Genomic DNA, 22,463 nt, shown 5'->3' with positions numbered 1-22,463 from the left:
CATGGCGATACCTCCGCTCATCGATATCTCGGGGCTGGGCATCGGCCTGCCTTCACGCCGCGGCCACGCCCGCCCCGTCCTGCGTGATGTCAGCCTTCAGGTCTGCCCGGGTGAAAGCGTCGGCATCGTCGGAGAAAGCGGTTCGGGAAAGTCCACGCTCGCGCTTGCGGCCCTGGGCTACTTGCGCGGAGCGCTATGCCGTACCGGTGGCGACGTGCGCTTTGACGGTCAGGATGTGTTCGCCCTGCCCGGACCGGCGCTGGAGCGGATGCGCGGCGGCGACCTCGGCCTCATACCGCAGAACTCCGGTCAGGCGCTGACCCCCACCATGCGCGTGGGTCACCAGATTGCCGAGGCATTGCGACTGCATTCCGATACCCCGTCCGAAAAATGCGAGGAACGGGTGCGCGAACTTCTCGAACAGGTCCGCCTTCCCGACGCAAAGGGGTGTGCCGCGCGTTATCCTCACGAACTGTCTGGGGGGCAGCAGCAACGCGTCGCGGTGGCGCTGGCGCTGGCGGGCAATCCCAGGGCGCTGTTGCTGGATGAACCCACGACCGGGCTGGATGTGACCACCCAGGCTCATATCCTTCGGCTGCTGCGCGATATCGCTGCCCAGCGTGACATGGCGATGGTCTATGTCAGCCACGATCTCGGGGCCGTGGCGCAGGTTTGTGAGCGCACGGTGGTGATGTATGCCGGGCAGGTGGTGCTCGAGGGGCCGACGCGCGGCGTCCTGCGTGCGCCCCGCCACCCTTACGCCCGGGGTCTTCTGGCCTCGATCCCGAGGCTCCGCGAAGGCGGACTGCCCCGGGCGCTGGACGGGCGCCCGCCGGGCCCGGGCGAAGCCGGACCGGGATGTGCCTTCGCTGACCGCTGCGCATTGGCTATTGACGCTTGCCGCGCCGAGGTGCCGCCGCTTGTCGAAACCGATTGCAGCAGCAGGGCGCGCTGCATCCGTCTCGACGCGCTTGACAGCCTCCCCGCGGCTCCCGGGCCCCGGCCCGACGACCGCGGCGCTGCCGTAACCGATACCGGTACGGTCGCCCCGGCCCTCGATATCTCGGGGCTTTGCATCACCTACAACCGCCGGAACCTGATTCAGCGCCTTGCCGGCGCTCCGGTGCCTGTGGCCACGGTGGATGGGATCGATCTTCAGGTTCCGCCGGGCGAGACGCTGGCACTGGTGGGTGAAAGCGGGTCCGGAAAATCCACCATCCTCAAGGCCATCGCCGGGATGCTGGAGCCGGAGGAGGGCAGCATCACCGTCGCCGGGGGCGCGCCCCTTGCGGCCTCCGTGGAACGGCGCGACCCGTCGATGCTGCGCAAGGTCCAGATCGTTTTCCAGAACCCGGACGACAGCCTCAACCCACGCCACAGCGTGGCCGACATCCTTGCTCAGCCCCTGCGTCTCTACGAGGGGCTGACCGGTGAGGCCCTGCGCACCCGCGCTGCCAACCTGCTCTCGCAGGTGCGCCTTGGCGCCCATTACCTGGACCGGCTTCCGGCGCAGCTTTCGGGCGGCGAGAAACAGCGCGTCGCGGTGGCCCGTGCCTTTGCCGCCGACCCCGACCTGGTCCTGTGTGACGAGGTCACATCGGCGCTTGACGTCTCGGTGCAGGCGGCGGTGCTGGATCTGCTGCGCGACCTGCAGGCCCGGCGCGGCACCAGCTATGTGTTTGTCAGTCACGACCTCGCCGTCGTGCGTGCACTGGCGGACCGGGTGGCGGTTCTCTATCAGGGCAGGATATGCGAGATGGGCGAAACCGAACGCGTCTATTCCGCACCTTCGCATCCCTATACCGAGGCGCTTCTCGGTGCGGTCCTCGAACCCGACCCGGATACCGTGCCCCGCCTGATGACCGATGATCGTCCGGAACATGCCCCGCCGGCGCGCGGCTGCCCGTTCCAGCGCCGTTGTCCGCGCCACCTGGGCGCGATCTGCGACGAAACCGATCCTCCCTGGCACCGGCCCGGTGGCAGCCATGCACTGCGCTGCCACATCGCCCCCGAGGACCTGGCCGCGGCCGCAACGCCTGAAAAGTCTCGCAGCGCCTGACACGGGTCAGCCGCTGGCTCGCAAATGGTGGCACGGGTCGGTCTGATTCGCCCCAAAAGGGTGGAACCGGACCTGCCGCCCCCCTCACGTCGTTCCGCCGCGTGATCGGATCACGCTCTCCCGGAACCGCCTGCCCGGGCCGGCGATGATATCCTGCGGCGGCGCGATCCCGTCCGGATCAGGGCGCACACACGCATCTTGACATTTCGCAAAAGCAAACGATTGTTAGGTTTCGGAAAGGCGTTGGTAAACGGATCAGTTTCGGCAACGGTTTTCAAAGAAAAGACACAGGGAGGAACAAGTGTTGAATCGGATTTTCCGCGCAACGAGCGCAATTGCAATCGCGTTGATGGCACAACAGGCCACGGCCGAAGATTACCCGAACGTCACGCTGAGGATGGCACATCCGCTACCGGAAAGCTGGCCCGCGGTTCAGTGGGACAAGTGGTGGGCCGAGGAGGTCGAGCGCCGGTCGGACGGTGCCGTGAAGGTTGATATCTTCTGGTCGGGGCAGCTTGGCGGACTTCTCGAGATCAAGGAACTGGTGTCGTCCGGCTCGGTCGATCTCGGTGTTTTCGCGCAGGCCGTCCACGCGTCGGAGATGCCGATGACGGCGATCGCGGCCGGGCTTCTGAACCGCGTGTCAGCCGATCCCGAAACGGCGCATGAGCTGGCCCGGGACGTTTACGCAGCCGAGCCGGTTCAGCAGGAACTGGATGAGTTGAACCTGCATCCGATCAAGTGGACGGTGACATCGCCGTACCGTCTGACTTGCAACAAGCCGATCGAGAAAATGGCCGACCTCGAGGGTCTGAGGGTGCGGGCCGTGGGCGGCGCCTATGTCCCGATCTGGATGGAATCCTACGGAATGGTGCCCACCCGGGTGCAGGCGACGGAAATCCGCGAGGGATTGCAGCGCGGAACCCTGGACTGTAATTTCGGCCCGATCGAATGGGTTCCCTTTTTCTCGCTTCAATCCGTGGCGCCGTATGTTTCGGATATCAATACCGGAACCTTCACCACGTTCCAGCTCTATGCATCGGCGGACACCTGGAATTCCTGGCCCGAAAGCGTGAGAAACCTGATGACCGAGGTCGCGAACGACGCGATGCAAAAGGATCTCGAATGGATCGAGGGGGCCGAAGAAGAAGCGATGGAGACCTTCCGCGAGGCCGGAGGGCAGGTTGTCGAACTGTCAGACATGGACGAGTTCGTGGAACAGTCGCCCGACATGATCTCCATCTGGGAGGAGAAAATGGCCGAGCAGGACATGGGCGAGGAGATCGCGCCGCTTGTCCCTCTGCAGCGTGAAGCCGCCAAAAGCTTCAAGCCGTGATGCGTGACGGCAAGGCAAGGACCCGGGGGCGGCACGACGCCTCCGGGCTTTCGAGACTTTACCGCCGGAACGACCCGACACTTGCCGAGCGGCTTGCGCTGTCCTTTTGTGGAATAACGCTTTTCGTCGTGATGTTCGTCGGGGCCGCCGATATCGTATCGGGAGAGGTCTTCGGTGTTTTTCTGGCCCTCAAGGTCGATCTGTCGGGGACACTGGCCGCGGCTGCGATCTTTCTTGCCTGGCCGATGGTGCAGCGAGAGCGCGCGCATATCCATGTCGACCTGTTCCTGTCCCGGCTGCCCGGCCCGCTGATCAGTCTCGGGTGGTGGCTGGGCCAGATGATAGGGATGGCCATATTCGGCCTGATTACCTACGGGGCGGTTGAACTCGCGATAGACAGCGTATCCATCCGGGAGACATCCGCGGCGACAATGAATTACCCGATCTGGCCGGCCAAGATTGCCTGCGCGGTCGGTGCGGCGATCACGATGTTTGTTTTCGTATTCCAGGCGTTGAACCGCCTTTTCGGGGATCAGGGAAACAATGAGCGGTCTTGAACAGGGCGGGCTGGCCTTCGTCGTACTGCTGGCGATGCTGGCCATCGGCGTTCCCGTAGGCTTTGCCCTCGCGGGTGTGGCCGCCGCGGGGCTTTATCTCAGTGTCGGCACGACATTCATGCTGACCACCTTCAAGGTCACCCCCTACACACTGGCCAGTGATTACACATTCGTCGTGGTTCCCATGTTCGTCCTGATGGGGGCGATTGCCGGACGGGCGGGGATCATCGGCGATCTTTATGCGGCGGCGCAAGCAATGCTGAGCCGCGTCCGCGGCGGGTTGTTCATGGCGACGATCATGGCGCAGGCCGGCTTTGCCGCGGCGTCCGGCTCTACCGTGGTAGCATCGGGCGTGTTCACCCGTATGGCACTGCCGGAAATGTTGCGATTCCGGTACGATCCCGGGGTGTCCGCGGGCTGCATCGCGGCGGCCGGCACACTTGCAGGTCTGATCCCCCCTTCGATCGCAATGGTCCTTTATGCCCTTTTGACGGGCGAACCTGTCGGTGCGCTGCTGATCGCGGGCATTCTGCCCGGCCTACTGACCGCGGGCGGTTACATGCTCGGCATCCGGATATGGTTGCAGTTTCGCCCGGACTGGGCACCCCCGATGACCGAGCACGTCTCCTGGTCCGCTAGGTTCAGTGCGCTTGGCCGGGTCTGGAGCGTCCTGCTGCTGATGTTTCTCGTCATGGGAGGGATCTATTCGGGGCAGTTCCCCCCCTCCGCCGCGGGCGCCGTGGGCGCCGCCGGGGCGCTTCTGATCGCGCTTTCGATGCGTCGTATCGACAGCCGGCAGCTTTGGAGCGCGCTTGTCGAATCCGCACGGATCACCGCCATGATCTTCATAATCGTGATCGGTGGATTGATCTTCAGCCGTTTCCTGCTGATCAGCGGTTTCATCGGGGATCTTCGCGTCCTGATACAATCGACCGAACTGGGCATTGCCGGCTTCATGGTCATGACGGTGGCGCTGTTCCTTTTGCTCGGCATGTTTCTGGACTCGGTGTCGCTGCTGGTTATCGCGCTGCCGTTCCTCTATCCGATCTCGCAGACCCTCGGGATTGATGCCATCTGGTTTGCAGTCATCGTGGTGAAACTTATCGAGATCGCGGCGATCTCGCCGCCGGTTGGGCTCAATCTGTACGCGGTTCTGGCCGCGGCGGACAAAATGGTGACCAGCCGCGACCTTTTCAAAGGCGTCCTGCCCTTCATCGCGATCGAGATGGTGATCCTGGCTCTGCTTCTGCTGTTTCCCTGGATCGCCACCATCCTGCCGGAAACAATGGGATAGGGCGGCATGCGCCTGATAGATTTCTTTGACCGTGCCGCGGATTTGTATCCCGACCGCTGCTTCGTGAAACAGGGTGCGATTTCGCGCAGTTACCGTCAATCCCGGGAGATGACGCATCGAATAGGGTCAGCGCTTGTGCGGGACGGTTTGGGGCCGGGCACCCGCGTTGGTATCTACATGCCCAATGACTGGCGCGGACTCGAGGCGATGTTCGGCATGTTCCGGGCCGGATGCGTCATGGTTCCCGTGAACGTTCGAAACGCCGCGGCCCAGAACATGCAGATATTGCGTGATGCCGGGGTAGGGGCCTTGTTCTTCCACTCCGCTTTTCGCGCGGAAGTGGCGGAATGCCGCGCGCATTGTCCCGAGCTTGACCTCGCCATATGCATCGACGGTGGCGCGAGCGATGCGCCGGCGCTGCAGGACTGGATGGCGCCGGAGTTCACAAGATGTCCGGACCACCCGCACGATCCGCAGGATCTCTGGGCGCTTTACGCGACCAGCGGAACCACCGGAAAGTCCAAGGGCGTGCGCCATACCCATCTGACCAATCTGATTTCGTCGATGGACATGCTTCATGGCCTTGAGGTGCATGGCCCGGTCCGCAACCTTGTGGTCGCTCCGATGACCCATTTCGCCGGCACGTTCATCTTCGCGCTGACGATCACCGGAAGCACCCATATCCTGCTGGACGGCGCGGAACCGGCCGACATTCTTGCCGCGATCGAAGCCGAGCAGGCGGAGATCCTTTTCCTTCCGCCGACCCTGATCTACAGGATGCTGGCGGTTCCGACGCTGAATTGTCACCAATACACCAGCCTGCACCGTTTCGTTTATGCAGCGGCCCCCATGGCCGAGGAAAAGCTGCGCGAGGCGATCAGGGCGTTCGGGCCGGTGATGAGCAATTTCTACGGTCAGGCAGAGGCTCTTGGGCCGATCTGTTTTCTGCCGCCGGAAGACCATCACCTTGAAGAGAACCCGCCGTGGGACCGGCGCCTCAAGTCCATAGGCCGCCCGTCCATCATGCGCAGGACGGCGATACTTGACGAAGACGGCTCGGTGCTGGAGCCGGGGCAGCCGGGAGAAGTCGCGATTCGCGGCTGGAGCGTTGCCCAGGGTTATGAGAACAACGAGAAGGCGAACGCTGCGGCTTTCCGGGATGGATGGTACCTGACCGGCGATATCGGCATCGCGGACCCGGAAGGATATATCACCCTCGTCGATCGAAAGTCCGACATGATCATTTCAGGGGGATTCAACGTCTACCCCGCCGAGGTGGAGCGCGAACTGCTGTCGCATCCGGATGTCATTGAGGCCGCGGTGATCGGTGTGCCGGACCCCGACTGGGGCGAGGCCGTCAAGGCCGTGATCGAAGTTCGGCCGCAAGCCGACGTCAGCGCGGCGGATCTGATCAAACTCTGCAAGGCCCGGCTCGGCCCGCTGCGAGCCCCCAAGTCAGTCGAATTCCGCGACAGCCTACCGCGCAACGCGACCGGCAAGATTCTCAAACGGGAGATACGTGCGCCTTACTGGGCTGACCGGGACACCGAGATCTGACGCGCGGCGCGCCACTCGTGCGCCATTGTATCGATCCGCTCGCCGGCGGTGCAGATCGTATTGATCGCGCCACAGCCATGCCCCATGCTCCACACGGTTTTCCAGGATGCCACATCCAGCACACCCTCGTGCAAAGGGTTGCCATTGTTGTCGATGATCCCTTCCTTGAGAAGGCTGCTGCGTGCGAAATTCGCGGGGATACCGGTGACAAGGCTGCTCAGGCTCAAGCCGTCGGCATCCGTTTCCACCACGGTCTGCTTGTGATCCTGTTGCGCCATGCTTTCCCGGGTGGCAATGAACGGCGTGCCGGCATAGCCGAGATCGGCGTCCAGAACTTCAAGCGCGTGCAGGGCCCGTCCGGAACCAATCGCCCCGGCGACAGCGATGGGGCCGTCAAAGAATTTCCTGACGTCTTCAACGAAAGCGAAAGGGTTGAGCCAGCCGGTATTTCCGCCCGCCCCTGCCGTAAGCAGGACGAGACCGTCCACGCCCTCTGCGACGGCCTTTCTGGCATGGCGAAGGCTGGCCACGTCGGAAAACACCAGGCCGCCGTAGTCGTGGACCGGGCCGATCACCCGGCTGGGCGCCCCAACGGACGCGACCACGAGCGGCGCCTTGGCGCGAACCGTCGCCGCCAGATCATCCTCGAGCCGACCGTTGGACTTGTGCAGGATCAGGTTCACGCCCCAGTTCGCATTCCCCTCGGTTTCCTCGGCGATACGTCGCAGCCACCGGTCCAGTTCTGCGGGGGTGCGCGCGTTGATGGACGGAAACGACACCAGGGATCCCGCCCGTGCCGACGCGATGACAAGCTCGGGGCCGGAGATCAGGAACATGGGCGCAACGAATAACGGCAGCGCAAGCCGCGCCCTCAGGTGCGCCCGCAGCGCAGGTCCATCTGTCTTATCGGGCCACATCTTGTCCCTCTCTTTGCCGAACAGCTAACAAACAACTGTTTGGCACGCTAGAAGAATTACGATAAGCTCGGCAAGGAGAAGTGAAATCGGGATGCGCGACAGGGGGCAAGGACCTGGCAACAAGGTGCGGCATCCGAAGATCAGGGCTGCCTTGGAAATGAAAACAGCCATTCCTGCCGGAAGACCGCTTGAAGAAGGAAAGGACACGTCATCGACATGACAAGCGACGGAATTGATGATGCGCAGATTTACCTGCCCGATCTCCTTGCGACCCATGCAAGGCATTATCCCGACAAGAGCGCCATCGTCTGCGGTGACCAGAATCGAAGCTGGGGTGATTTTGCCGCCAACATAAACCGCGTTGCCAATTTCCTGATCGCCGCCGGCCTCCGCAAGGGTGACAGGGTTGCGGTGATGATGGGCAGCTCGGCGGAAATGCTGGAATGCCTTTTCGGTACGGTGCGCGCCGGAGGCTGTGTCGTGCCCTTGTCGGGTATGCTCACCGGCGAGCAACTGGAAAACCTGCTGGATGACTGTGACGCCCGTATCGCGTTCGTGTCGGCCGAGTTCCACGATACGGCCAAGACCCTTAAGGGCAGGATGGGCGGCATCGGGACATGGGTCGCCTCGGGTTTCGAGGAGCAGGACATGGACCTCTTGCCCGACATCCTGCGCACGTATCCGGACACGACACCGAACGTGCGGCACGCGACAACCGACGCGTTCAACATCATCTATTCGTCGGGTACGACGGGGCTGCCCAAGGGAATCGTCCAGACGCACCGCGCCCGCCTGCACTGGGCGTTTTCCAACGCGATCGAGATGGGTTTCGGATCGGACAGCCGTGCCCTGACGACGACGCCGCTGTATTCCAACGGCACGTGGCTGATGATGCTTCCGGTCCTGTTCACCGGCGGCACCCTGCACGTGATGCCGACCTTCGACGCCGGGGAATTCCTGAGCACGGTCTCGCGCGAGCGCATCACCCATACCTTCATGGTGCCCGCGCAATATATCCTGGTCCTTGATCGCCCCGAACTGAACGAGACGGACCTTGGTAGCCTGCAGGCGGTGCTGTCGGCGGGGTCTCCTTTGCGCCAGGATACCAAACGCGAGATCATATCGCGGATCTCACCCGGTCTTTACGAACTCTACGGCTTCTCGGAAGGCTTCGCGAGCATGCTGAAGCCGTATCAGCATGAGGAAAAGTTCGACACTGTCGGAACTCCCGTTCTGGGCTTCGAGGTTCGCATACTCGGCGAGGACGGCAACGAGCTGCCGCGCGGGCAAACCGGTGAGATCGCCGGTTACGGCGCGGGCATGATGAAGGAATACAACAAGAGGGATGAACAAACCGCGGAGCTTATCTGGCGCGATGACCGGGGTCGGTCCTTCATCCGTTCGGGCGATATCGGTCTTCTGGACGAGGATGGCTTCCTGAAGATCGTCGACCGCAAGAAGGACATGATCATTTCCGGCGGCTTCAATGTATTCCCGGCGGATGTCGAGGAAATCGTCGGTCGCCACCCGTGCGTCATGGATGTCACCGTCATCGGGATTCCGCACGAGAAATGGGGTGAAAGCTGCATGGCGCTGGTCATTCCCGCCCGGGATGCGGATGCGACCCCGGAGGACATCCAGAGCTGGGCCAATGAAAGGCTGGCCAAGACGCAGCGCCTGGCCGGTGTCGAATTCCGCGAGCAATTCCCCAGGAATGCCCTTGGCAAGGTTCTCAAGAAAGAACTTCGCGCCCCGTTTTGGAACAAAGCTGCGACTTGAGGAGGACAGGGGGCGCCGCAGCACAGAGAGGAGAAAACTTCATGAAATACCGCACCCAGATCGCGGCGGCAGCCGCCCTGACGGTCGCAGCCACCGCACCCGGCTTCGTCCTTGCCGAGGATAGCCCGCCACCGCCCTACCTCATGACGGATGCCAACACCGTGACCATCGCGGTGACCTGGGATGCTGACAGTCTCGACGGTATCTTGCCTGAAGGCGTGATGCCGGCCGAGGATCTTTCGGGTGGTCTGAATGTGTATGACGCTGACGGCGGCTATGGCCTGACACCCTACAGCGCGGCTTATGCCTACGTGAACGTCAAGGGCTGGAATTCGTCCTCGAACGCACCCGCGCGCTTCATCATCGGCGGCTGGTACGGGCCGGACCCGAAGGTTTCCAGGGCCATGCGGACCCATTTCAACGCCGATGTGAAAACCGGCGATGCAAGCCAGAGCGCGGACAACGAAAGCTGGATCGGTACGGGCGGTGACGATGCGGGCACCATCACGCTCGTGGTCAAACCCAGCGGTGACTGCATCGCGGCGGGCGGCACGCTCAATTACGTTGGCGATCCCGGCGGCGGAGAAGGCTACGAATTGATGCAGATCCCGTTTGTCGGAAACTACTGCCCGGCCGAGCCTGTCTCGGTCGATATATCGGGCCCCGAGGGATCGGCGCTCGCGCAAGTCAAGGTCGACAAGATGCTGGCCGGCGGCCAACTGCGTGACGGAACCTTCGCCTTCGCCGACTGAAATGTTTCGAACATTCGGTCACAAGGAGCATGGCGGCGCCCGGACAGGGCGCCGCCACCTCCATATCAATCGAGACCGGCCCTGATCGTTGACACGAATGTGCGCGCGATCTCTCCGGCGGTCTTGTCCTTTCCGGGATCATACCAAACCGGCACCCAGTTGAGTGCGCCGAGCAATTGGAGGCGCAACAGAGCCCTGTCGACACCTTCCGGCAGGTCCAGCGCATCGAAAAGCCCGCGAAACATCACCTCGTAGGCGTTGCGCTGCGCTCTCAGTTCGCGGTTCAGCTCTATCCTATGCTGTTCGAAGTGCGGGGAGATGATCGCAACCATGTTGCCCGTTTCCAGAAGCGCCTCCAGATGGGCGACGGCGGCCCGTTCCAGCCGGTCCCAGGGCAATCGCGCGTCTTCTATCGCCTGCTCCACCTTGCGGGTCATCTCGCCGACCACCCGTTCATGGATGGCAAGGACCATCTCTTCCTTGGACGAGAAATGATAGTAAAGCGACCCGGGCAGCATATCGACCGCGGTCGCGATGTCGCGCATGGAGGTTCCATCGATCCCGTGGCGGGCTATCAGCTCGGCCGCCTTGAGAAGAACGACTTCGCGCTTGTTCTTTCGCCGGGTGCTGTCGCCTTGCGCCGGCTGCCCGGCGGCCGTGCCAGCAGGGCCTTTCGCGGAAATATCGCTCTTCAAGAGGCTCACTCCATTTCAAACCGACCTGCCGGCAGAACCGTTGGCACATCCTCGGCTGTCCCGGCACACCATGCAACGTCGTATCACTGCTATACTTTTTACCTATTGTTTGTTTGAATATCGAGAACAAAATCGCAACGGTTTTCAAGGTCAGGAGCGCGGTGCATGGGACAGGGACAGGCGGTTTTGAGTGTCGAGGGCGCCGTGGCGCAGATCGATTTTTCCAACCCGGATGGCGGCTACATGGACAAGGCCATGGAAACCGGGCTGGCCCGGGCCGTCGAAATGATCGACGCCGATGAAGACATCCGGGTTTGTGTTCTGTCGGGGGCCACACCGGGTGTCTTCATTCGCCATTATGATCTGAAGGTGCTCGCGGACCAGGCCCGGTCGATGGTCCGGCGCGAGATGACGTTCTCGATGGATCGGCCTGTGCGGGAGGGGCCGATTCATACTGCCCTGCGCACCATCGAGACGGGCGATACGATTTACATCGCGGCGCTGAACGGCACGGCAATGGGCGGGGGATTCGAACTGGCCATCGCCTGCGATCTGCGTATCGTCCAGCGCGGCCAGCACCAGTTCGGCCTGCCCGAGATCAATCTCGGCATCCTGCCCGGCGCCGGTGGAACGCAACGCCTGCCACGGATTGTCGGACAGTCGCGCGCATTGTGGATGACGTTGACCGGCACCACGCTTTCTCCGGCCGAGATGGTGGAAAACGACATCGCGCTGGCTTGCGTGGAGGATGCCAGGGCCGAGGCATTGGCGCTTGCCCGGCAGATCGCCGGCAAGCCGCGGCGCGCACTGTCGCATATCAGAAGGCTTGTCAAGGCGGCACAGGTGGCACCGTCCGACGGATTCGCACTGGAACGCACGCTTTTTTGCGATCTGATGGTAAGCCCCGAGGCGGGCCGGCTTCTGCAGGAGGGCGGCGAGGGCCGCCGCCGCATCACTGACGACCCATGACTCCGCCCGCGGTTGCCGCCCGGAGGGACGCAACGCACTCTAGGCGCCGCCACGTCCTTCGAGCAGGATTATGGAGCAGGCCGCCTCGTCGAACCCGATCACGCCGCCGCCGTTCTCCGCAAGCGCGATCCGGGCCGCGTCAGCCTGCCGTTGCCCGGCCTCGCCCCGAAGCTGCAGTGCCAGTTCATGAATCATTGAAAGCCCTGTCGCTCCGACCGGATGACCTTTGGAAACCAAGCCTCCCGACAGGTTGACCGGAAGCCGGCCGCCAAGCGTCGTCTCACCGTTTTCCAGCATCTTTCCTCCCTCGCCATCATCGGCAAAGCCCATCATTTCCAGTTGGAAGATCTCGCAGAACGACGTGGCGTCATGAACTTCGACAATGTCGATGTCACCCGGTTCGATGCCTGACTTGGCATAGGCCTTGCGCGCTGCGACCCGGCTCAGCCCCGGTTCTGCCGCATCGCGGTACTTTCCGCCACTGAGGACCGATCCGCGTACCTTGATGGCGCGGTCGCGCACCTCTTTCGGCTGACGCGCGAGAACATCTTCGGAGACGAGGATCGCCGCCGCCGCACCATCCCCGATCGGCGCCGCCATCGACCGCGTGATCGGCCACGATATCACACGGTCCCCGAGAACGTCCTCGACCGAGACTTCGAACCGGTACTGCGCCTTGTGGTTCAACGAGCCGTGCCAGTGATTCTTCGAGGCGGCAATTGCGATCTGCTCCTGGGTGGTGCCCCATCTCTTCATGTGCCAGGCGGCCTGCATGGCATAGGTGTTCATGAACACCGTGCCGTTTCCGCCGTGAGGTTCGAACGGCTTGTCGGCTTCCTCGCCCCGCTTCTTGTAATACGCCTGCCATTCCTCCGGATCGAGCTGGTCGATCCCGCCTTCGAATATCTCCAGCGTGCGCTGCGCATCATCGGGCACGAAAGTCTTCTCGACCCCGATGGCCAGCGCGGTCTCCATGTCGCCGGAAGCCACGTCCTTCCAGGCACCGTGAAACGCCATGGATGCCGTCGCGCAGCCGCCCTCGACATTGATCATCGGCACCCGTTCGGGAAACAGCCCCTCGCGCACCAGCGGGGTAAAGCAGACCTGTCCGCGGATGTTCCTTTGGCCGAAGGTGCCCATTCCGCAATTGCCGAACCATGCCTGCTCGATCGCGGATCCGTCGTTCCATCCGGCATCCCCGATGCAGTCCAGATATGCCTCGCGGGTGAGATCCTTGAAACTGCAGCCGGGACGTTTTCCGAACGCGGTGCAAGATGTGGCAATGACATAGACGTTACGCATGAAGCCCCCCTGTCAGGATGATCTTGCCGTTACGGCCGCCGCGTCCGGCATGGGCAACCGCTTCCCGGATGCGGCCAAGGTCGTAGCGCGCCTCCACCGGCGAATGGATCACGCCGTCAAGCAATTTCCGTTCCAGAAATGCATGCAGCCTGCCCATGTCCTCGGGGCTGGCCCTGCGATACCAATCCGCAAGCCAGAAACCGCGCACCGAAACGTCACGGAACACAAGGTCGCGCGCACCGACCACACTGTCTTGACCCGAAAGCAGGCCGTAGACCACGACCGTTCCGTGCGGAGCCACCGCCCCGGACAATGCGGCCGTTGCCTCTCCGCCCACTGCATCGAAGGCGATCCTGGGGGTGGCTCCGGCGGCTTGCGTGACAGCCTCTGTAACGTCGGTGTTGCCGTCATCCACGATCACCGCGTCGGCACCATCGCCGCGCAGCACGGCGGCCACTTCGTGGCGGCGCACGATATTGGCGGTGTGAAATCCCATCTCGCGGGCGAAGCGGATGACCATTCTGCCGACATTCGAATTCGCCGCGTTCTGTACCACCCAGTCGCCCGGAGCAAGGTCTGCCATCCCTGTCAGCAAAAGGTATGCGGTGCCGGGGTTCGCACGCATCATCGCCGCCTGCTCAGGGTCGGCGCCGGCCGGCGCCGGGGGCGCCATACGTTCGGGCAAGATCACGATGTCAGCCCAAAGCCCGCCGCCGACCGGCAGCACCCTGTCCCCTGGCTTGAGGCGTTTGACGTCCTCGCCAACCGCATCCACGAGGCCGCAGGCGCCAACGCCGGGTGTCGCGGGCAGCGAGATCGGTTCCGTGCCGTAGCGCCCTTCGATCGAGAGCAGGTCGGCCGGGTTGATGGTCATGACGTGATTGCGTACGCGCACCTGGCCTGGGCCGGGCAAGGGGTCGTCTTCTTCGACGATCTCCAACACGTCTTGCGGCGATCCGTGACGGCGGAAAACTGCCCGTCTCATATGTCTCTCCCTTGTTGCAGGGCCGGGTATCGGCAGGTCATCCCCCGAGACGCACGGGCAAGCGGCGCGTCCCCCGCGGCACCATTGCATCGAGCCACTCCGGCCCCTCGTCAGGGTCCAGGGAGATATCCGGGAACCTGTCGAACAGCGCCTGAACGGCAATACGCCCCTCCTCGCGGGCCAGTTTCGCGCCCAGACAAAGGTGGATGCCCTGCCCGAAAGTCAGGTGCCGGTTGTTTTCCCGCGTGATGTCGAAGGTATCCGCATCCTCGAAACGGCGCGGGTCGCGATTGGCCGAATTCACCATCACGAAAACACGCTCACCCTCCTTTAGGGTCTTTCCGTGCAGCTCGTGATCTTCGGCAACCTCGCGCACCAGGGCGTTCGTGGGACCGTCGTAGCGCAGCACTTCCTCTATCGCGCTCTGGATAAGGGCGGGTTCCTCGCGCAGTCGGTTCAACTGATCGGGGTGGCGAAGGAAAAGAAGCGTGGCATTGCCGATCAGGTTGGTTGTTGTCTCGTGGCCGGCGAACAGGACAAGGATGCAGGTGGCCACCAGTTCGTCATCCGAAAGCTTGTCGCCTTTGTCGCGGGCATCGATCAGGTCCTGCAGGAATCCCGGCTTGGGATTCTTCGAGCGTTCGATCACAAGCTCGCGGAAGTATGCCGACATGTTCGTGCAGCCGCGCGCCGCGCGCTCGTACTTGTCGGTGGCGTTTCGCGCCCCGCCGATGAACACGGCCATGTCATCGGACCATTCCTTGAAATCGTCAAGCCTGTCACGTGGAACGTCGAGCAGATCCATGATCACGAAGGCGGGAAGCTGAAGCGCATATTCACGGACAAGGTCCACCTTGTCGGTCTTCTTTTCTTCCAGCCGATCCAGGAGCATGTTGCTGATTTCGACAATGTTGGGCCGCATCTTCTCGATCGCCGACGCGGTGAAGGCATGGCGCATGATGCGGCGCAACCGCGTATGATCGGGCGGGTCGCGGAACGCCAGCCAAAGATTCAGGTAGTAGACCATATCCTTGAGCAGCTCTGCTTCTCTTGGCGGCAGCGCGGTGTAGAATTGCACCAGCCGGTTCACCGAAAGATTGTCCGACAAGAGCATGTCGCGCACATCCGTATAGCGGGTGATGATCCAGGACTTGACGGAAGGGCTCCAGTGAACGGGATCCTCCTCGCGCAACTTCTCATAAACCGGAAATGGATCCGCCATCACATCGGGATCGGAAGGATTGTACTCAAGACCAGAGGCGTCTTGACCGTCCATGTTGTTCCTCCAGTACAAAAATCGGCATAAACACCAAACGTTCGTTAGTTTGATTAACAAAGGCGAGAGCAAAGCACAAGGCTGGCAGCCTCGGCGGCGGATAAACGGAGGAATCGTCGGGTCGAGATCGATCCGCCGAGAATGATCGTGCCGTCGAACATGCTCCGGACGTCCGGCACAAGCGCAAAGGCGCCGAGGGTGCTGGCACAGCCGCCGGCATCCCGGCAAACCGCGATCGTACCATCCACCGCGGCCTTGCGGACATGCGCGGGGTAATCGCGGTCATCGTCGATGGCGATCGATTCCACGGGCCGGCGGCTTGAAATGGGGCGCATTGCATCGCGCTTTCAAACCGGGAAGGTACCCTCATCGTTTTCCCGCAAAACATTACGGGTTATATGACGGGGTGTAGACACGAGAGCGCCGGAATCACCAAGGACGGAGCCAGGATGATCATGGTGAAGATATGCAGCCCTGTCCCGGGCTTCGCCACGATGCGTAACGGCGCTTTCGGGGCTGGCATTCACGGGGTGTGTGGGCGCGCCTTCGACGGGCGGTTCGTGGTCCCCCTGCCCAACAGCCAAATCGGCCTGATGGCTGGCGAACCGGCCGCCAACACGAAGGCCGATGTGAACGCCGCGCAAACAAGACGCAACGGCAAGGCGTTGAACGCCGCCGTGCAAAAGGATCCGCACGAGACCACCGGGAAGGCCCGCATGGAACAACTTTCGACCTGTTACGCCGCTCCAGATACTCGGGACGCCGGGATCGGTGATCCGGCCTATACGCGCAACGCGCTTGGCAGGGCGATCACCGGCGCGCTCACCCCACCACTTGGAGTACCGGGCCACGGGGCGCTGCGCCAATGACCGGCATCATAGATTTCTATTTCGATTTCGGTTCGCCCTATGCCTATTTCGCGGCATCCCGGGCAGAACAGATCGCCGCGTCGCACGGCCGCGCGCTCATTTGGCGCCCGGTGCTGCTCTGGGTGTGCCGCAATCATTTCGGTATGGTGGCGCCTCTGCAGGACGGCCCGAAAGCGGATTACATGCCGCTCGATTTCAAGCGTTCGGCGGCGTTCCACGGCCTGCCCTTTGTCTGGCCGCCCTCCTTCGGCAAATCCACCCATGCGGCGGCCCGGCTTTTCTACGCGATGGCAGAGCGTGATGCAGACATCGCCACCGATTTTGCCCGCCGCGCGCTTGATGCGCATTTCGGTCGGGGCGCGGACCTCAGGGAGCTCGGCACGCTCGCGGATATCGCCGCCGAGGCTGGCCTGCCGCGGCAGCATGCGACAGATTTGGGCACGACGGACAGTGCCAAGGCCAAGCTGCAACAGGTCAACGACGAGGCCATTGCGGCGGGTGTCTGGGGGTCGCCGTTCTTCGTCGTCGACGGCGAGCGGTTCTTCGGCGCCGACCGCCTGCCGCAGCTTGACTGGCGCTTGGCACAGGGCCGTGGCGCAGAAAGGGAAGCCCAATGAAGTACCAGGATATCACCGTCGAGACGGACGGGCCGGTCGCCACACTGACGGTCAACCGGCCGGACAAGCTCAACGCGATGCGCAATGAGACCGCTGATGACCTGCGCGCGGCCTTCGCGGCGCTGGAAGGCGACGACACGATACGTGCTGTCGTCATGACAGGGGCGGGCAGGGCCTTCGGTGCGGGCTACGACCTTTCGACGGTCGATCTCGACGAGGGGTGTGAACTCGGCCCGGTGCTCGAGAACCACTTCAATCCGCTCGTTCGCACGATACGGCGCTCGCGCCTGATTGTCATCTCGGCGGTCAACGGGCCCTGCGCGGGCGTCAATGTCGGCCTCGCCCTCGCGGCCGATATCGTTCTGGCCGCCGACAACGCCTTTTTCTACGAACCCTTCGCCGGGATCGCGCTGGTGCCGGATGGCGGTAACACGCTTTTCATTCCCCGCGTGGCGGGCCGGGTTCGGGCACTGTCGATGATGCTTCTGGGAGAGAAGATAGCCGCCGCGCAAGCGCGCGAATGGGGCCTCGTCTGGGCCGTTCACCCTGCGGAAAGCCTGCTTGCAGAGGCCCGCGCCGCCGCGGATCGCATCGCGGCATTGCCGCCGCTGGCCGCGCAGCGCACAAAGCAACTCGTGACCGCCGCCACGGAAGACGCGCTCGACACGCAACTCGACCTCGAGCGCGACTACCAGGCCGAGCTTTCGGGCACGCCGGAGATGATTGCGGCGATGTCGAAATTCGTGGGCTGATAGCACCTTCGAAGGGCGCTGACAGGTGGCAGACAAGACGCGCCCCCGCAACGCGGCCCCCGGAGGTGCCCCACAGCGACATGGGGTCCGGCGCTGCGTGGACAGCAATGCGCGGGCCGTGGGCGCTTTTGCCGAGGCCAAGCTCCCCGGTCCTGAGCCGGCGGCGCGGCAGACAGAAAAGACCATCCGGCTCTTCGACGCCGTTCGCGACGGGCTGTGCCACGATCCTTACACCTGTGATCTCACGACGTGGGCCTTGCGCGCCAGCGCCATCGCCGGCAGGCCGCGGCCCGTTGCGAGCCGAGGGCGATCCTCCCGACCGCTTGTCTGAGAGCCGCCAGGGCGGCCGCCGCACTCGGTTTCGCGGACGGGTTTCGTTACGGAATTCTGACGACGGCGGATTCATTCGTCGAACCCAATTGCTTACACGATCTGAATTAGCAAGCCACCTCTCGCCCGCTATAGCACGACAAACTGGTCCAGCTACAACGCGTCGCTGCGCAACCAGGGCCTCTGCTGATCTGGGTCGATAAGGACATGACCTGGCGCGCGCCGCGTGACGGGCGGCCGGTACGCCCGCCGGTGTTTTCTGAATCGCCCCGGTTTTACCGGAGACCTATAGCTTCATTTCACGCGACCATATCGAGCACGTCACGCTGTGCATGTAAGTTCTCTTCAGCCTCGGCTGGCGGGATGTTTCCGATGGGCCCGAGCAGACGTTTTTTGTTGACCCAATCGACCCAGCCGAGGGTTGCCAGTTCCAAATCCTGCATGTTGCGCCACGGTCCCTGGCGATGGACCAGCTCGGTTTTGTAGAGACCGTTGATCGTCTCGGCGAGCGCAGTGATGCTCCTATGTTTGTCAAGCGTGGCCGGCCTTGGTTGGCGGCACGCAGAGAGCGCGGTAGATTTCGCGCACGATGTACCGCTTGATGCAGCGCACGATTTCGCGCCGGGTTTTGCCTTCCGAAGTTCGCCGCGCGGCATAGGCCTTGGTCCTCTGATCGTCGCGCATGCGCACAATGGCGACGCGGTAGATAGCGGCGTTGGCCAGCCGGTTGCCGCCTCGGTTCAAACGCATCCGGCTTGTCTTGCCGCTGGAGGCCGGGATCGGGCAAACGCCACAGAGCTTGGCCAGGGCGGCTTCGGACTGGATGCGGTCGGGATTGTCCCCGAGATATTCCGGTGCAATATCCGCGTTACGGCCCACGGTCTTGAATCGGTGTCGCCACGCATGGTTCGGCTGGATGCGCAGATCGGTGATACCGACGCTGTCTCGCACCCAGACCGCAATCTTGTCTCTGGCGTTGCCTGAGCGTTTCACGGCTTCCGCCGGGGTGGAGGAACCAAAATGTAAGAGATAGCCGTTCTTCGCGCTTCTGATGAAGTCCAGAAGGCCAATCTCTTGCAGGTGAGGGTGGGCCGGCACGTTGCGATACATACCGGCCTTTACGCTTCCAGCCTCTGGCGTGATCGTGAGCTGCGGAATGCCGTTCACGACGGTTAGGTCTTCCTTGCGAAGCTGGGTGATCTCGCCTGCCCTTGCTCCCGAGTAGGCGCATATCCAAGGCACCCAGCGACATGCCAGCTTGTTATGGTGCGCCATGTTAGACGGCTGCTCGAAAACCCTGTTGGCAGCCGACAAGACTTGTCTTGCCTCTTCTTCTGTGAAGCCAGACGACCGCGACTTGACCTTCGGGGGAATCTTGGTGCTGACGTCTTTTGCCGGGTCGCGTTCAATTAGGAATTTGGAGCGGGCGAGGTGGAAGACCGTCTTCACCGCTGCGAGGTATTTTCCACTAACGGTTTTGGGTGAGAGACCCCGTTCGTGCCGCAGGTGGTCTGTCCATTCGGAAATTTCTCGCGGGGAGATGCGTTCAACATCCTCATGCCCCAAATAGTCTTTGAGGGCTTCCAGCTTCTGGGCGAAGTCCCGGACAGTGTTTTCCGGCTTGCCGTTGGTGAGGTGATCTTTCTTCCACCTGTCGAAGAGGTCCGAAAGCGTCGGCCCGGAAGCTGTCTTTGAGGGCTTCTTTTCGGGTGCCCATTCGGGGAACCGATTGGCGTTCGGGTCGGGGGAGAAGTCTCCTTGTGACCGCTTGTGCAGTTGTTCGGTGGCTTGTTCCCATGCGCGGTGAGCTTCGATGATCAAGCGCTTCCGAGTGGCCTGATCAATGGCGATGCCCTCTTCGAGCAAGATTTCATCCACGGTTGGACCATACCACCTTTCCACCGCGCCTTCGTCGCCCGTTGCCTGTTCGTTCAAGCGCGCAACGTGTTCCCAGATCGAAGATTCGCCGGGTTCATTTTCTAGGGTTACCATCAGGCGCTGATAGACCCGCCCAGCCAAGCTGACGATCTGTTTGAGCGGAATTGGTTCTGGCGCGGCTCTCAGGGCCACCCAGCGGCGTTGGATGGCTGCGTACTCGGTAGCGAAGCGTTCCTTGGCTTCGGCAGGTTCGCGCGTTCGCAACGATTTCGAGACCTCGGCACGCCCGAATGAGGCCGTTAGGTCAGCCGGAACGCGCACGCGGATGTAGTAGATTCCGGTCTTTGGGTCTTTGACTGGACGGGGCATAATCAGGGTCACTGTGTAGGACTCCTGTGTAGGAGTCGGCAAGCGCAAGGCGCTGATTTCACGCAAGTATTTGTGTTTTCTGGTGTTTTCATGGTGCTGCTGGAGAGAATCGAACTCTCGACCTCTCCCTTACCAAGGGAGTGCTCTACCTCTGAGCTACAGCAGCACGTGGTGGCGGGGTGATTAGCCCCTTCTCGGGAGCCGTGCAAGGGTAATCTGGACGCTTTTTTCCCCCTGCTGTAGAGAAGGGGCATGAATAGCAAAACACCCCGCAAAAAGCCTGCAAAGAAGGCTGGACAGACCCGCGAAGACAGGCTGAAACAGGCACTAAAGGCCAATCTGGCCCGTCGGAAGGTGCAAACCCGCGCCCGTTCGGGCCCGAAACAGGGCACGGGGCAGGACGGGCAGAAGGAAAGCTGAAACCATATGGATTCGATCATCGTCACGGGCAACGGCCATCTGAACGGGCAGATCCCGATCGCGGGGGCAAAGAACGCCTGCCTGACCCTGATGCCGGCAACGTTGCTGAGCGAGGAACCGCTCACGCTGACAAACGCGCCTCGCCTGTCGGACATCCGGACGATGGCGGCGTTGCTTCAGTCTTTGGGCGCAGAGGTGTCGCAACTACAGAGCGGGCGGGTTCTGGCCATGTCCAGCGCCGCGCTTTCGAACCACGTCGCGGATTATGACATCGTGCGCAAGATGCGCGCCTCGATCCTTGTTCTGGGGCCGATGCTGGCGCGGGACGGTCATGCCATCGTGTCTCTGCCTGGCGGGTGCGCGATCGGTGCGCGTCCGGTCGATCTGCATCTGCGTGCCCTCGAGGCAATGGGTGCCGAGCTGGACCTGCGCGAAGGCTACGTGCATGCCAAGGCGCCGGGCGGGTTGCGAGGCGGGGTTTTCGAATTTCCGATCGTGTCGGTGGGCGCGACCGAGAATGCCCTGATGGCGGCGACGATGGCGAAAGGCACGACTGTGCTCAAGAACGTCGCGCGAGAGCCGGAGATCGTCGATCTGGCCACCTGTCTGCGGCGGATGGGTGCGCAGATCGAAGGCGACGGGACCGGCACCATCACCGTTCAGGGGGTGGACCGGCTTCATGGCGCGACGCATCCGGTGGTGCCCGACCGGATCGAGCTTGGCACCTACATGCTGGCGCCGGCCATCTGCGGCGGAGAGGTCGAATGCCTGGGCGGGCGGATCGATCTGGTGGGCGCGTTCTGCGAGAAACTGCAGGAGGCGGGCATCGACGTGACGGAAACCGGGAACGGGCTGACGGTTTCCCGGCGCAATGGCCGGGTCAGTGCGGTGGACGTCGCGACCCGGCCCTTTCCCGGTTTCCCGACGGATCTGCAGGCGCAGATGATGGCGCTGATGTGTACTGCGGAAGGTACCAGTGTTCTTGAAGAACGCATTTTCGAGAACCGTTTCATGCATGCGCCGGAACTTGTCCGGATGGGTGCCCGGATCGACGTGCAGGGCGGCACGGCCACGGTGACCGGGGTGGACCGCCTGAAAGGGGCGCCGGTGATGGCCACGGATCTTCGCGCCAGCGTATCACTGATCCTGGCGGGGCTTGCCGCGGAAGGTGAAACGATCGTGAACCGGGTCTATCATCTGGACCGAGGCTATGAGAGTGTCGAGGAGAAGCTCGGCAATGTCGGCGCGAAGATCGAAAGGATTTCCGGCCAATGAGTCAGCAGGACGCGCGTTTCGAGGAAGGCCGTGAAGCACCGTTGAACCTTGGTGCCATGGATGCCGAGGATCTGCAGGTCATATCGGCCCTTTTGCAGGACGCGGTATTCCCGATCACCGAGATGAGCTGGCTTCCGAGGGAGCGGCGTTTCGCGCTCTTGCTGAACAGGTTTCGCTGGGAGGACACCGGGCGTGAGCGCCATGGCCCCGAGCGCGTGCGCGCACTGCTTGTCATCGACAACGTCCTGCACGTGTCCAGCCACGGCATTGACCGCAACGACAAGGACACGATCCTGTCTCTTCTGTCGGTTACCTTTGAACCGGGCGCTGAAGGTGTCGGTCGGGTCCTGCTGACGCTTGCCGGCGATGGCGCGATCCGTCTGGATGTCGAGGCGCTGGAGGCGGCGCTGCGCGATGTGACCCGGCCCTACCGCGCGCCGTCCGGAAAGGCGCCCGATCACACGGGTTGAACCGC

The 22,463-nt window shown here is 62.7% G+C and carries 20 protein-coding genes, 1 tRNA gene and 4 pseudogenes; 15 read left to right on the top strand and 10 right to left on the bottom strand.

The window, feature by feature from the left end; genetic code table 11:
• Nucleotide 1 precedes the first annotated feature (1 nt).
• The 5 genes from DQW77_RS10280 (at nucleotide 2) to DQW77_RS10260 (ending at nucleotide 6,803) form a co-directional block, all read left to right on the top strand.
• Nucleotides 2–2,059: an ABC transporter ATP-binding protein gene (locus DQW77_RS10280; protein ID WP_113258133.1), complete on the top strand. Its 2,058-nt coding sequence runs from the start codon at nucleotides 2–4 to the stop codon at nucleotides 2,057–2,059.
• A 301-nt stretch (nucleotides 2,060–2,360) separates the two neighbouring features.
• Nucleotides 2,361–3,395 carry a TRAP transporter substrate-binding protein DctP gene (dctP, locus tag DQW77_RS10275; protein ID WP_181711234.1) on the top strand — a complete coding sequence of 345 codons (1,035 nt, stop codon included), beginning with the start codon at nucleotides 2,361–2,363 and terminating at the stop codon, nucleotides 3,393–3,395.
• Nucleotides 3,395–3,952 carry a TRAP transporter small permease gene (locus DQW77_RS10270; RefSeq protein WP_113258131.1) on the top strand — a complete coding sequence of 186 codons (558 nt, stop codon included), beginning with the start codon at nucleotides 3,395–3,397 and terminating at the stop codon, nucleotides 3,950–3,952. Before dctP ends, DQW77_RS10270 begins: the two co-directional genes overlap by 1 nt.
• Nucleotides 3,939–5,246, top strand: a complete 1,308-nt coding sequence (locus DQW77_RS10265) for a TRAP transporter large permease (protein WP_113258130.1) — start codon at nucleotides 3,939–3,941, stop codon at nucleotides 5,244–5,246. Before DQW77_RS10270 ends, DQW77_RS10265 begins: the two co-directional genes overlap by 14 nt.
• 6 nt (nucleotides 5,247–5,252) lie before the next feature.
• A complete protein-coding gene (locus DQW77_RS10260) occupies nucleotides 5,253–6,803 on the top strand; it encodes a class I adenylate-forming enzyme family protein (RefSeq protein ID WP_113258129.1) in 1,551 nt (516 codons plus the stop codon).
• Here DQW77_RS10260 and DQW77_RS10255 read toward each other — a convergent pair.
• Nucleotides 6,773–7,720, bottom strand: coding sequence for a nitronate monooxygenase family protein (locus DQW77_RS10255; protein WP_113258128.1), 948 nt, complete (start codon nucleotides 7,718–7,720; stop codon nucleotides 6,773–6,775). The two genes, DQW77_RS10260 and DQW77_RS10255, sit on opposite strands and share 31 nt — an antisense overlap.
• Nucleotides 7,721–7,936: 216 nt before the next feature.
• On the opposite strand from DQW77_RS10255, the gene DQW77_RS10250 reads away from it, so the two are divergent.
• Entirely contained in the window at nucleotides 7,937–9,499 is a 1,563-nt protein-coding gene (locus tag DQW77_RS10250; RefSeq protein ID WP_113258127.1) for a class I adenylate-forming enzyme family protein, read from the top strand.
• Nucleotides 9,500–9,540: 41 nt separating this feature from the next.
• Nucleotides 9,541–10,251 carry a hypothetical protein gene (locus tag DQW77_RS10245; RefSeq protein WP_113258126.1) on the top strand — a complete coding sequence of 237 codons (711 nt, stop codon included), beginning with the start codon at nucleotides 9,541–9,543 and terminating at the stop codon, nucleotides 10,249–10,251.
• Between the two features lie 65 nt (nucleotides 10,252–10,316).
• On the opposite strand, the gene DQW77_RS10240 is transcribed toward DQW77_RS10245, so the two are convergent.
• Nucleotides 10,317–10,946 carry a TetR/AcrR family transcriptional regulator gene (locus DQW77_RS10240; RefSeq protein WP_181711233.1) on the bottom strand — a complete coding sequence of 210 codons (630 nt, stop codon included), beginning with the start codon at nucleotides 10,944–10,946 and terminating at the stop codon, nucleotides 10,317–10,319.
• A 165-nt stretch (nucleotides 10,947–11,111) separates the two neighbouring features.
• Between DQW77_RS10240 and DQW77_RS10235 the strand changes: the two genes are divergently transcribed.
• The gene (locus tag DQW77_RS10235; protein ID WP_113258124.1) at nucleotides 11,112–11,915 is read left to right on the top strand and encodes an enoyl-CoA hydratase/isomerase family protein; all 804 of its coding nucleotides are present in this window, start codon (nucleotides 11,112–11,114) and stop codon (nucleotides 11,913–11,915) included.
• A 39-nt stretch (nucleotides 11,916–11,954) separates the two neighbouring features.
• Here DQW77_RS10235 and DQW77_RS10230 read toward each other — a convergent pair whose 3' ends face one another.
• From DQW77_RS10230 to DQW77_RS10215, 4 genes are read right to left on the bottom strand one after another with little or no spacing between them, the layout of a single operon-like run.
• On the bottom strand, nucleotides 11,955–13,217 hold the full coding sequence (locus tag DQW77_RS10230; protein WP_113258123.1) for a thiolase family protein: 1,263 nt from the start codon (nucleotides 13,215–13,217) through the stop codon (nucleotides 11,955–11,957).
• Nucleotides 13,210–14,202 (bottom strand): zinc-dependent alcohol dehydrogenase family protein, encoded by a 993-nt coding sequence (locus tag DQW77_RS10225; protein WP_181711232.1) that lies wholly within the window; start codon nucleotides 14,200–14,202, stop codon nucleotides 13,210–13,212. The genes DQW77_RS10230 and DQW77_RS10225 overlap by 8 nt, the downstream gene beginning before the upstream one ends.
• A gap of 37 nt (nucleotides 14,203–14,239) precedes the next feature.
• Nucleotides 14,240–15,478, bottom strand: coding sequence for a cytochrome P450 (locus DQW77_RS10220; protein ID WP_113258121.1), 1,239 nt, complete (start codon nucleotides 15,476–15,478; stop codon nucleotides 14,240–14,242).
• A 53-nt stretch (nucleotides 15,479–15,531) separates the two neighbouring features.
• A complete protein-coding gene (locus DQW77_RS10215; protein ID WP_147094956.1) occupies nucleotides 15,532–15,786 on the bottom strand; it encodes a hypothetical protein in 255 nt (84 codons plus the stop codon).
• Nucleotides 15,787–15,816: 30 nt separating this feature from the next.
• On the opposite strand from DQW77_RS10215, the gene DQW77_RS10210 reads away from it, so the two are divergent.
• The 4 genes and pseudogenes from DQW77_RS10210 to DQW77_RS10195 form a co-directional block, all read left to right on the top strand.
• Complete coding sequence (locus DQW77_RS10210) at nucleotides 15,817–16,347, top strand: carboxyl transferase domain-containing protein (protein WP_113258119.1); 531 nt, start codon at nucleotides 15,817–15,819, stop codon at nucleotides 16,345–16,347.
• A complete protein-coding gene (locus DQW77_RS10205; protein ID WP_113258118.1) occupies nucleotides 16,344–16,964 on the top strand; it encodes a 2-hydroxychromene-2-carboxylate isomerase in 621 nt (206 codons plus the stop codon). Before DQW77_RS10210 ends, DQW77_RS10205 begins: the two co-directional genes overlap by 4 nt.
• On the top strand, nucleotides 16,961–17,716 hold the full coding sequence (locus DQW77_RS10200) for an enoyl-CoA hydratase-related protein (RefSeq protein WP_113258117.1): 756 nt from the start codon (nucleotides 16,961–16,963) through the stop codon (nucleotides 17,714–17,716). Before DQW77_RS10205 ends, DQW77_RS10200 begins: the two co-directional genes overlap by 4 nt.
• Nucleotides 17,717–18,152: 436 nt before the next feature.
• Nucleotides 18,153–18,313: pseudogene (locus DQW77_RS10195) on the top strand (IS5/IS1182 family transposase); the annotation flags it as partial.
• 32 nt (nucleotides 18,314–18,345) lie between these two features.
• On the opposite strand, the pseudogene DQW77_RS10190 reads toward DQW77_RS10195, so the two are convergent.
• The 4 genes and pseudogenes from DQW77_RS10190 to DQW77_RS10180 form a co-directional block, all read right to left on the bottom strand.
• Nucleotides 18,346–18,558: pseudogene (locus DQW77_RS10190) on the bottom strand (IS3 family transposase); the annotation flags it as partial.
• Nucleotides 18,559–18,577: 19 nt separating this feature from the next.
• Nucleotides 18,578–18,928, bottom strand: a pseudogene (locus DQW77_RS18495) (transposase); the annotation flags it as partial.
• Between the two features lie 552 nt (nucleotides 18,929–19,480).
• Nucleotides 19,481–20,293: pseudogene (locus tag DQW77_RS18490) on the bottom strand (DUF6538 domain-containing protein); the annotation flags it as partial.
• A 91-nt stretch (nucleotides 20,294–20,384) separates the two neighbouring features.
• Nucleotides 20,385–20,459 (bottom strand) — tRNA-Thr (locus DQW77_RS10180).
• 86 nt (nucleotides 20,460–20,545) lie between these two features.
• Between DQW77_RS10180 and DQW77_RS18210 the strand changes: the two genes are divergently transcribed.
• The 3 genes from DQW77_RS18210 to DQW77_RS10170 are packed head-to-tail and all read left to right on the top strand — an operon-like array spanning nucleotide 20,546 to nucleotide 22,458.
• Complete coding sequence (locus tag DQW77_RS18210; protein WP_181711231.1) at nucleotides 20,546–20,713, top strand: hypothetical protein; 168 nt, start codon at nucleotides 20,546–20,548, stop codon at nucleotides 20,711–20,713.
• A 6-nt stretch (nucleotides 20,714–20,719) separates the two neighbouring features.
• A complete protein-coding gene (murA, locus tag DQW77_RS10175; RefSeq protein ID WP_113258115.1) occupies nucleotides 20,720–21,988 on the top strand; it encodes a UDP-N-acetylglucosamine 1-carboxyvinyltransferase in 1,269 nt (422 codons plus the stop codon).
• A complete protein-coding gene (locus tag DQW77_RS10170) occupies nucleotides 21,985–22,458 on the top strand; it encodes a DUF2948 family protein (RefSeq protein ID WP_113258114.1) in 474 nt (157 codons plus the stop codon). The genes murA and DQW77_RS10170 overlap by 4 nt, the downstream gene beginning before the upstream one ends.
• Nucleotides 22,459–22,463: the final 5 nt, after the last annotated feature.

This window comes from Roseovarius sp. TE539, assembly GCF_003298505.1.
GTDB lineage: Bacteria > Pseudomonadota > Alphaproteobacteria > Rhodobacterales > Rhodobacteraceae > Roseovarius.
This window is presented reverse-complemented; position numbering and strand designations above follow the sequence as displayed.

What these genes read in the sequence shown, in the direction of transcription:
- DQW77_RS10255 (WP_113258128.1), bottom strand. Translation starts at nt 7,720, where the DNA reads ATGTGGCCCGATAAGACAGATGGACCTGCGCTGCGGGCGCACCTGAGG.
- DQW77_RS18210 (WP_181711231.1), top strand. Translation starts at nt 20,546, where the DNA reads ATGAATAGCAAAACACCCCGCAAAAAGCCTGCAAAGAAGGCTGGACAG.
- DQW77_RS10200 (WP_113258117.1), top strand. Translation starts at nt 16,961, where the DNA reads ATGAAGTACCAGGATATCACCGTCGAGACGGACGGGCCGGTCGCCACA.
- DQW77_RS10270 (WP_113258131.1), top strand. Translation starts at nt 3,395, where the DNA reads ATGCGTGACGGCAAGGCAAGGACCCGGGGGCGGCACGACGCCTCCGGG.
- DQW77_RS10235 (WP_113258124.1), top strand. Translation starts at nt 11,112, where the DNA reads ATGGGACAGGGACAGGCGGTTTTGAGTGTCGAGGGCGCCGTGGCGCAG.
- DQW77_RS10265 (WP_113258130.1), top strand. Translation starts at nt 3,939, where the DNA reads ATGAGCGGTCTTGAACAGGGCGGGCTGGCCTTCGTCGTACTGCTGGCG.
- DQW77_RS10225 (WP_181711232.1), bottom strand. Translation starts at nt 14,202, where the DNA reads ATGAGACGGGCAGTTTTCCGCCGTCACGGATCGCCGCAAGACGTGTTG.
- DQW77_RS10220 (WP_113258121.1), bottom strand. Translation starts at nt 15,478, where the DNA reads ATGGACGGTCAAGACGCCTCTGGTCTTGAGTACAATCCTTCCGATCCC.
- DQW77_RS10245 (WP_113258126.1), top strand. Translation starts at nt 9,541, where the DNA reads ATGAAATACCGCACCCAGATCGCGGCGGCAGCCGCCCTGACGGTCGCA.
- DQW77_RS10250 (WP_113258127.1), top strand. Translation starts at nt 7,937, where the DNA reads ATGACAAGCGACGGAATTGATGATGCGCAGATTTACCTGCCCGATCTC.
- murA (WP_113258115.1), top strand. Translation starts at nt 20,720, where the DNA reads ATGGATTCGATCATCGTCACGGGCAACGGCCATCTGAACGGGCAGATC.
- DQW77_RS10170 (WP_113258114.1), top strand. Translation starts at nt 21,985, where the DNA reads ATGAGTCAGCAGGACGCGCGTTTCGAGGAAGGCCGTGAAGCACCGTTG.
- DQW77_RS10230 (WP_113258123.1), bottom strand. Translation starts at nt 13,217, where the DNA reads ATGCGTAACGTCTATGTCATTGCCACATCTTGCACCGCGTTCGGAAAA.
- DQW77_RS10260 (WP_113258129.1), top strand. Translation starts at nt 5,253, where the DNA reads ATGCGCCTGATAGATTTCTTTGACCGTGCCGCGGATTTGTATCCCGAC.
- DQW77_RS10205 (WP_113258118.1), top strand. Translation starts at nt 16,344, where the DNA reads ATGACCGGCATCATAGATTTCTATTTCGATTTCGGTTCGCCCTATGCC.
- DQW77_RS10280 (WP_113258133.1), top strand. Translation starts at nt 2, where the DNA reads ATGGCGATACCTCCGCTCATCGATATCTCGGGGCTGGGCATCGGCCTG.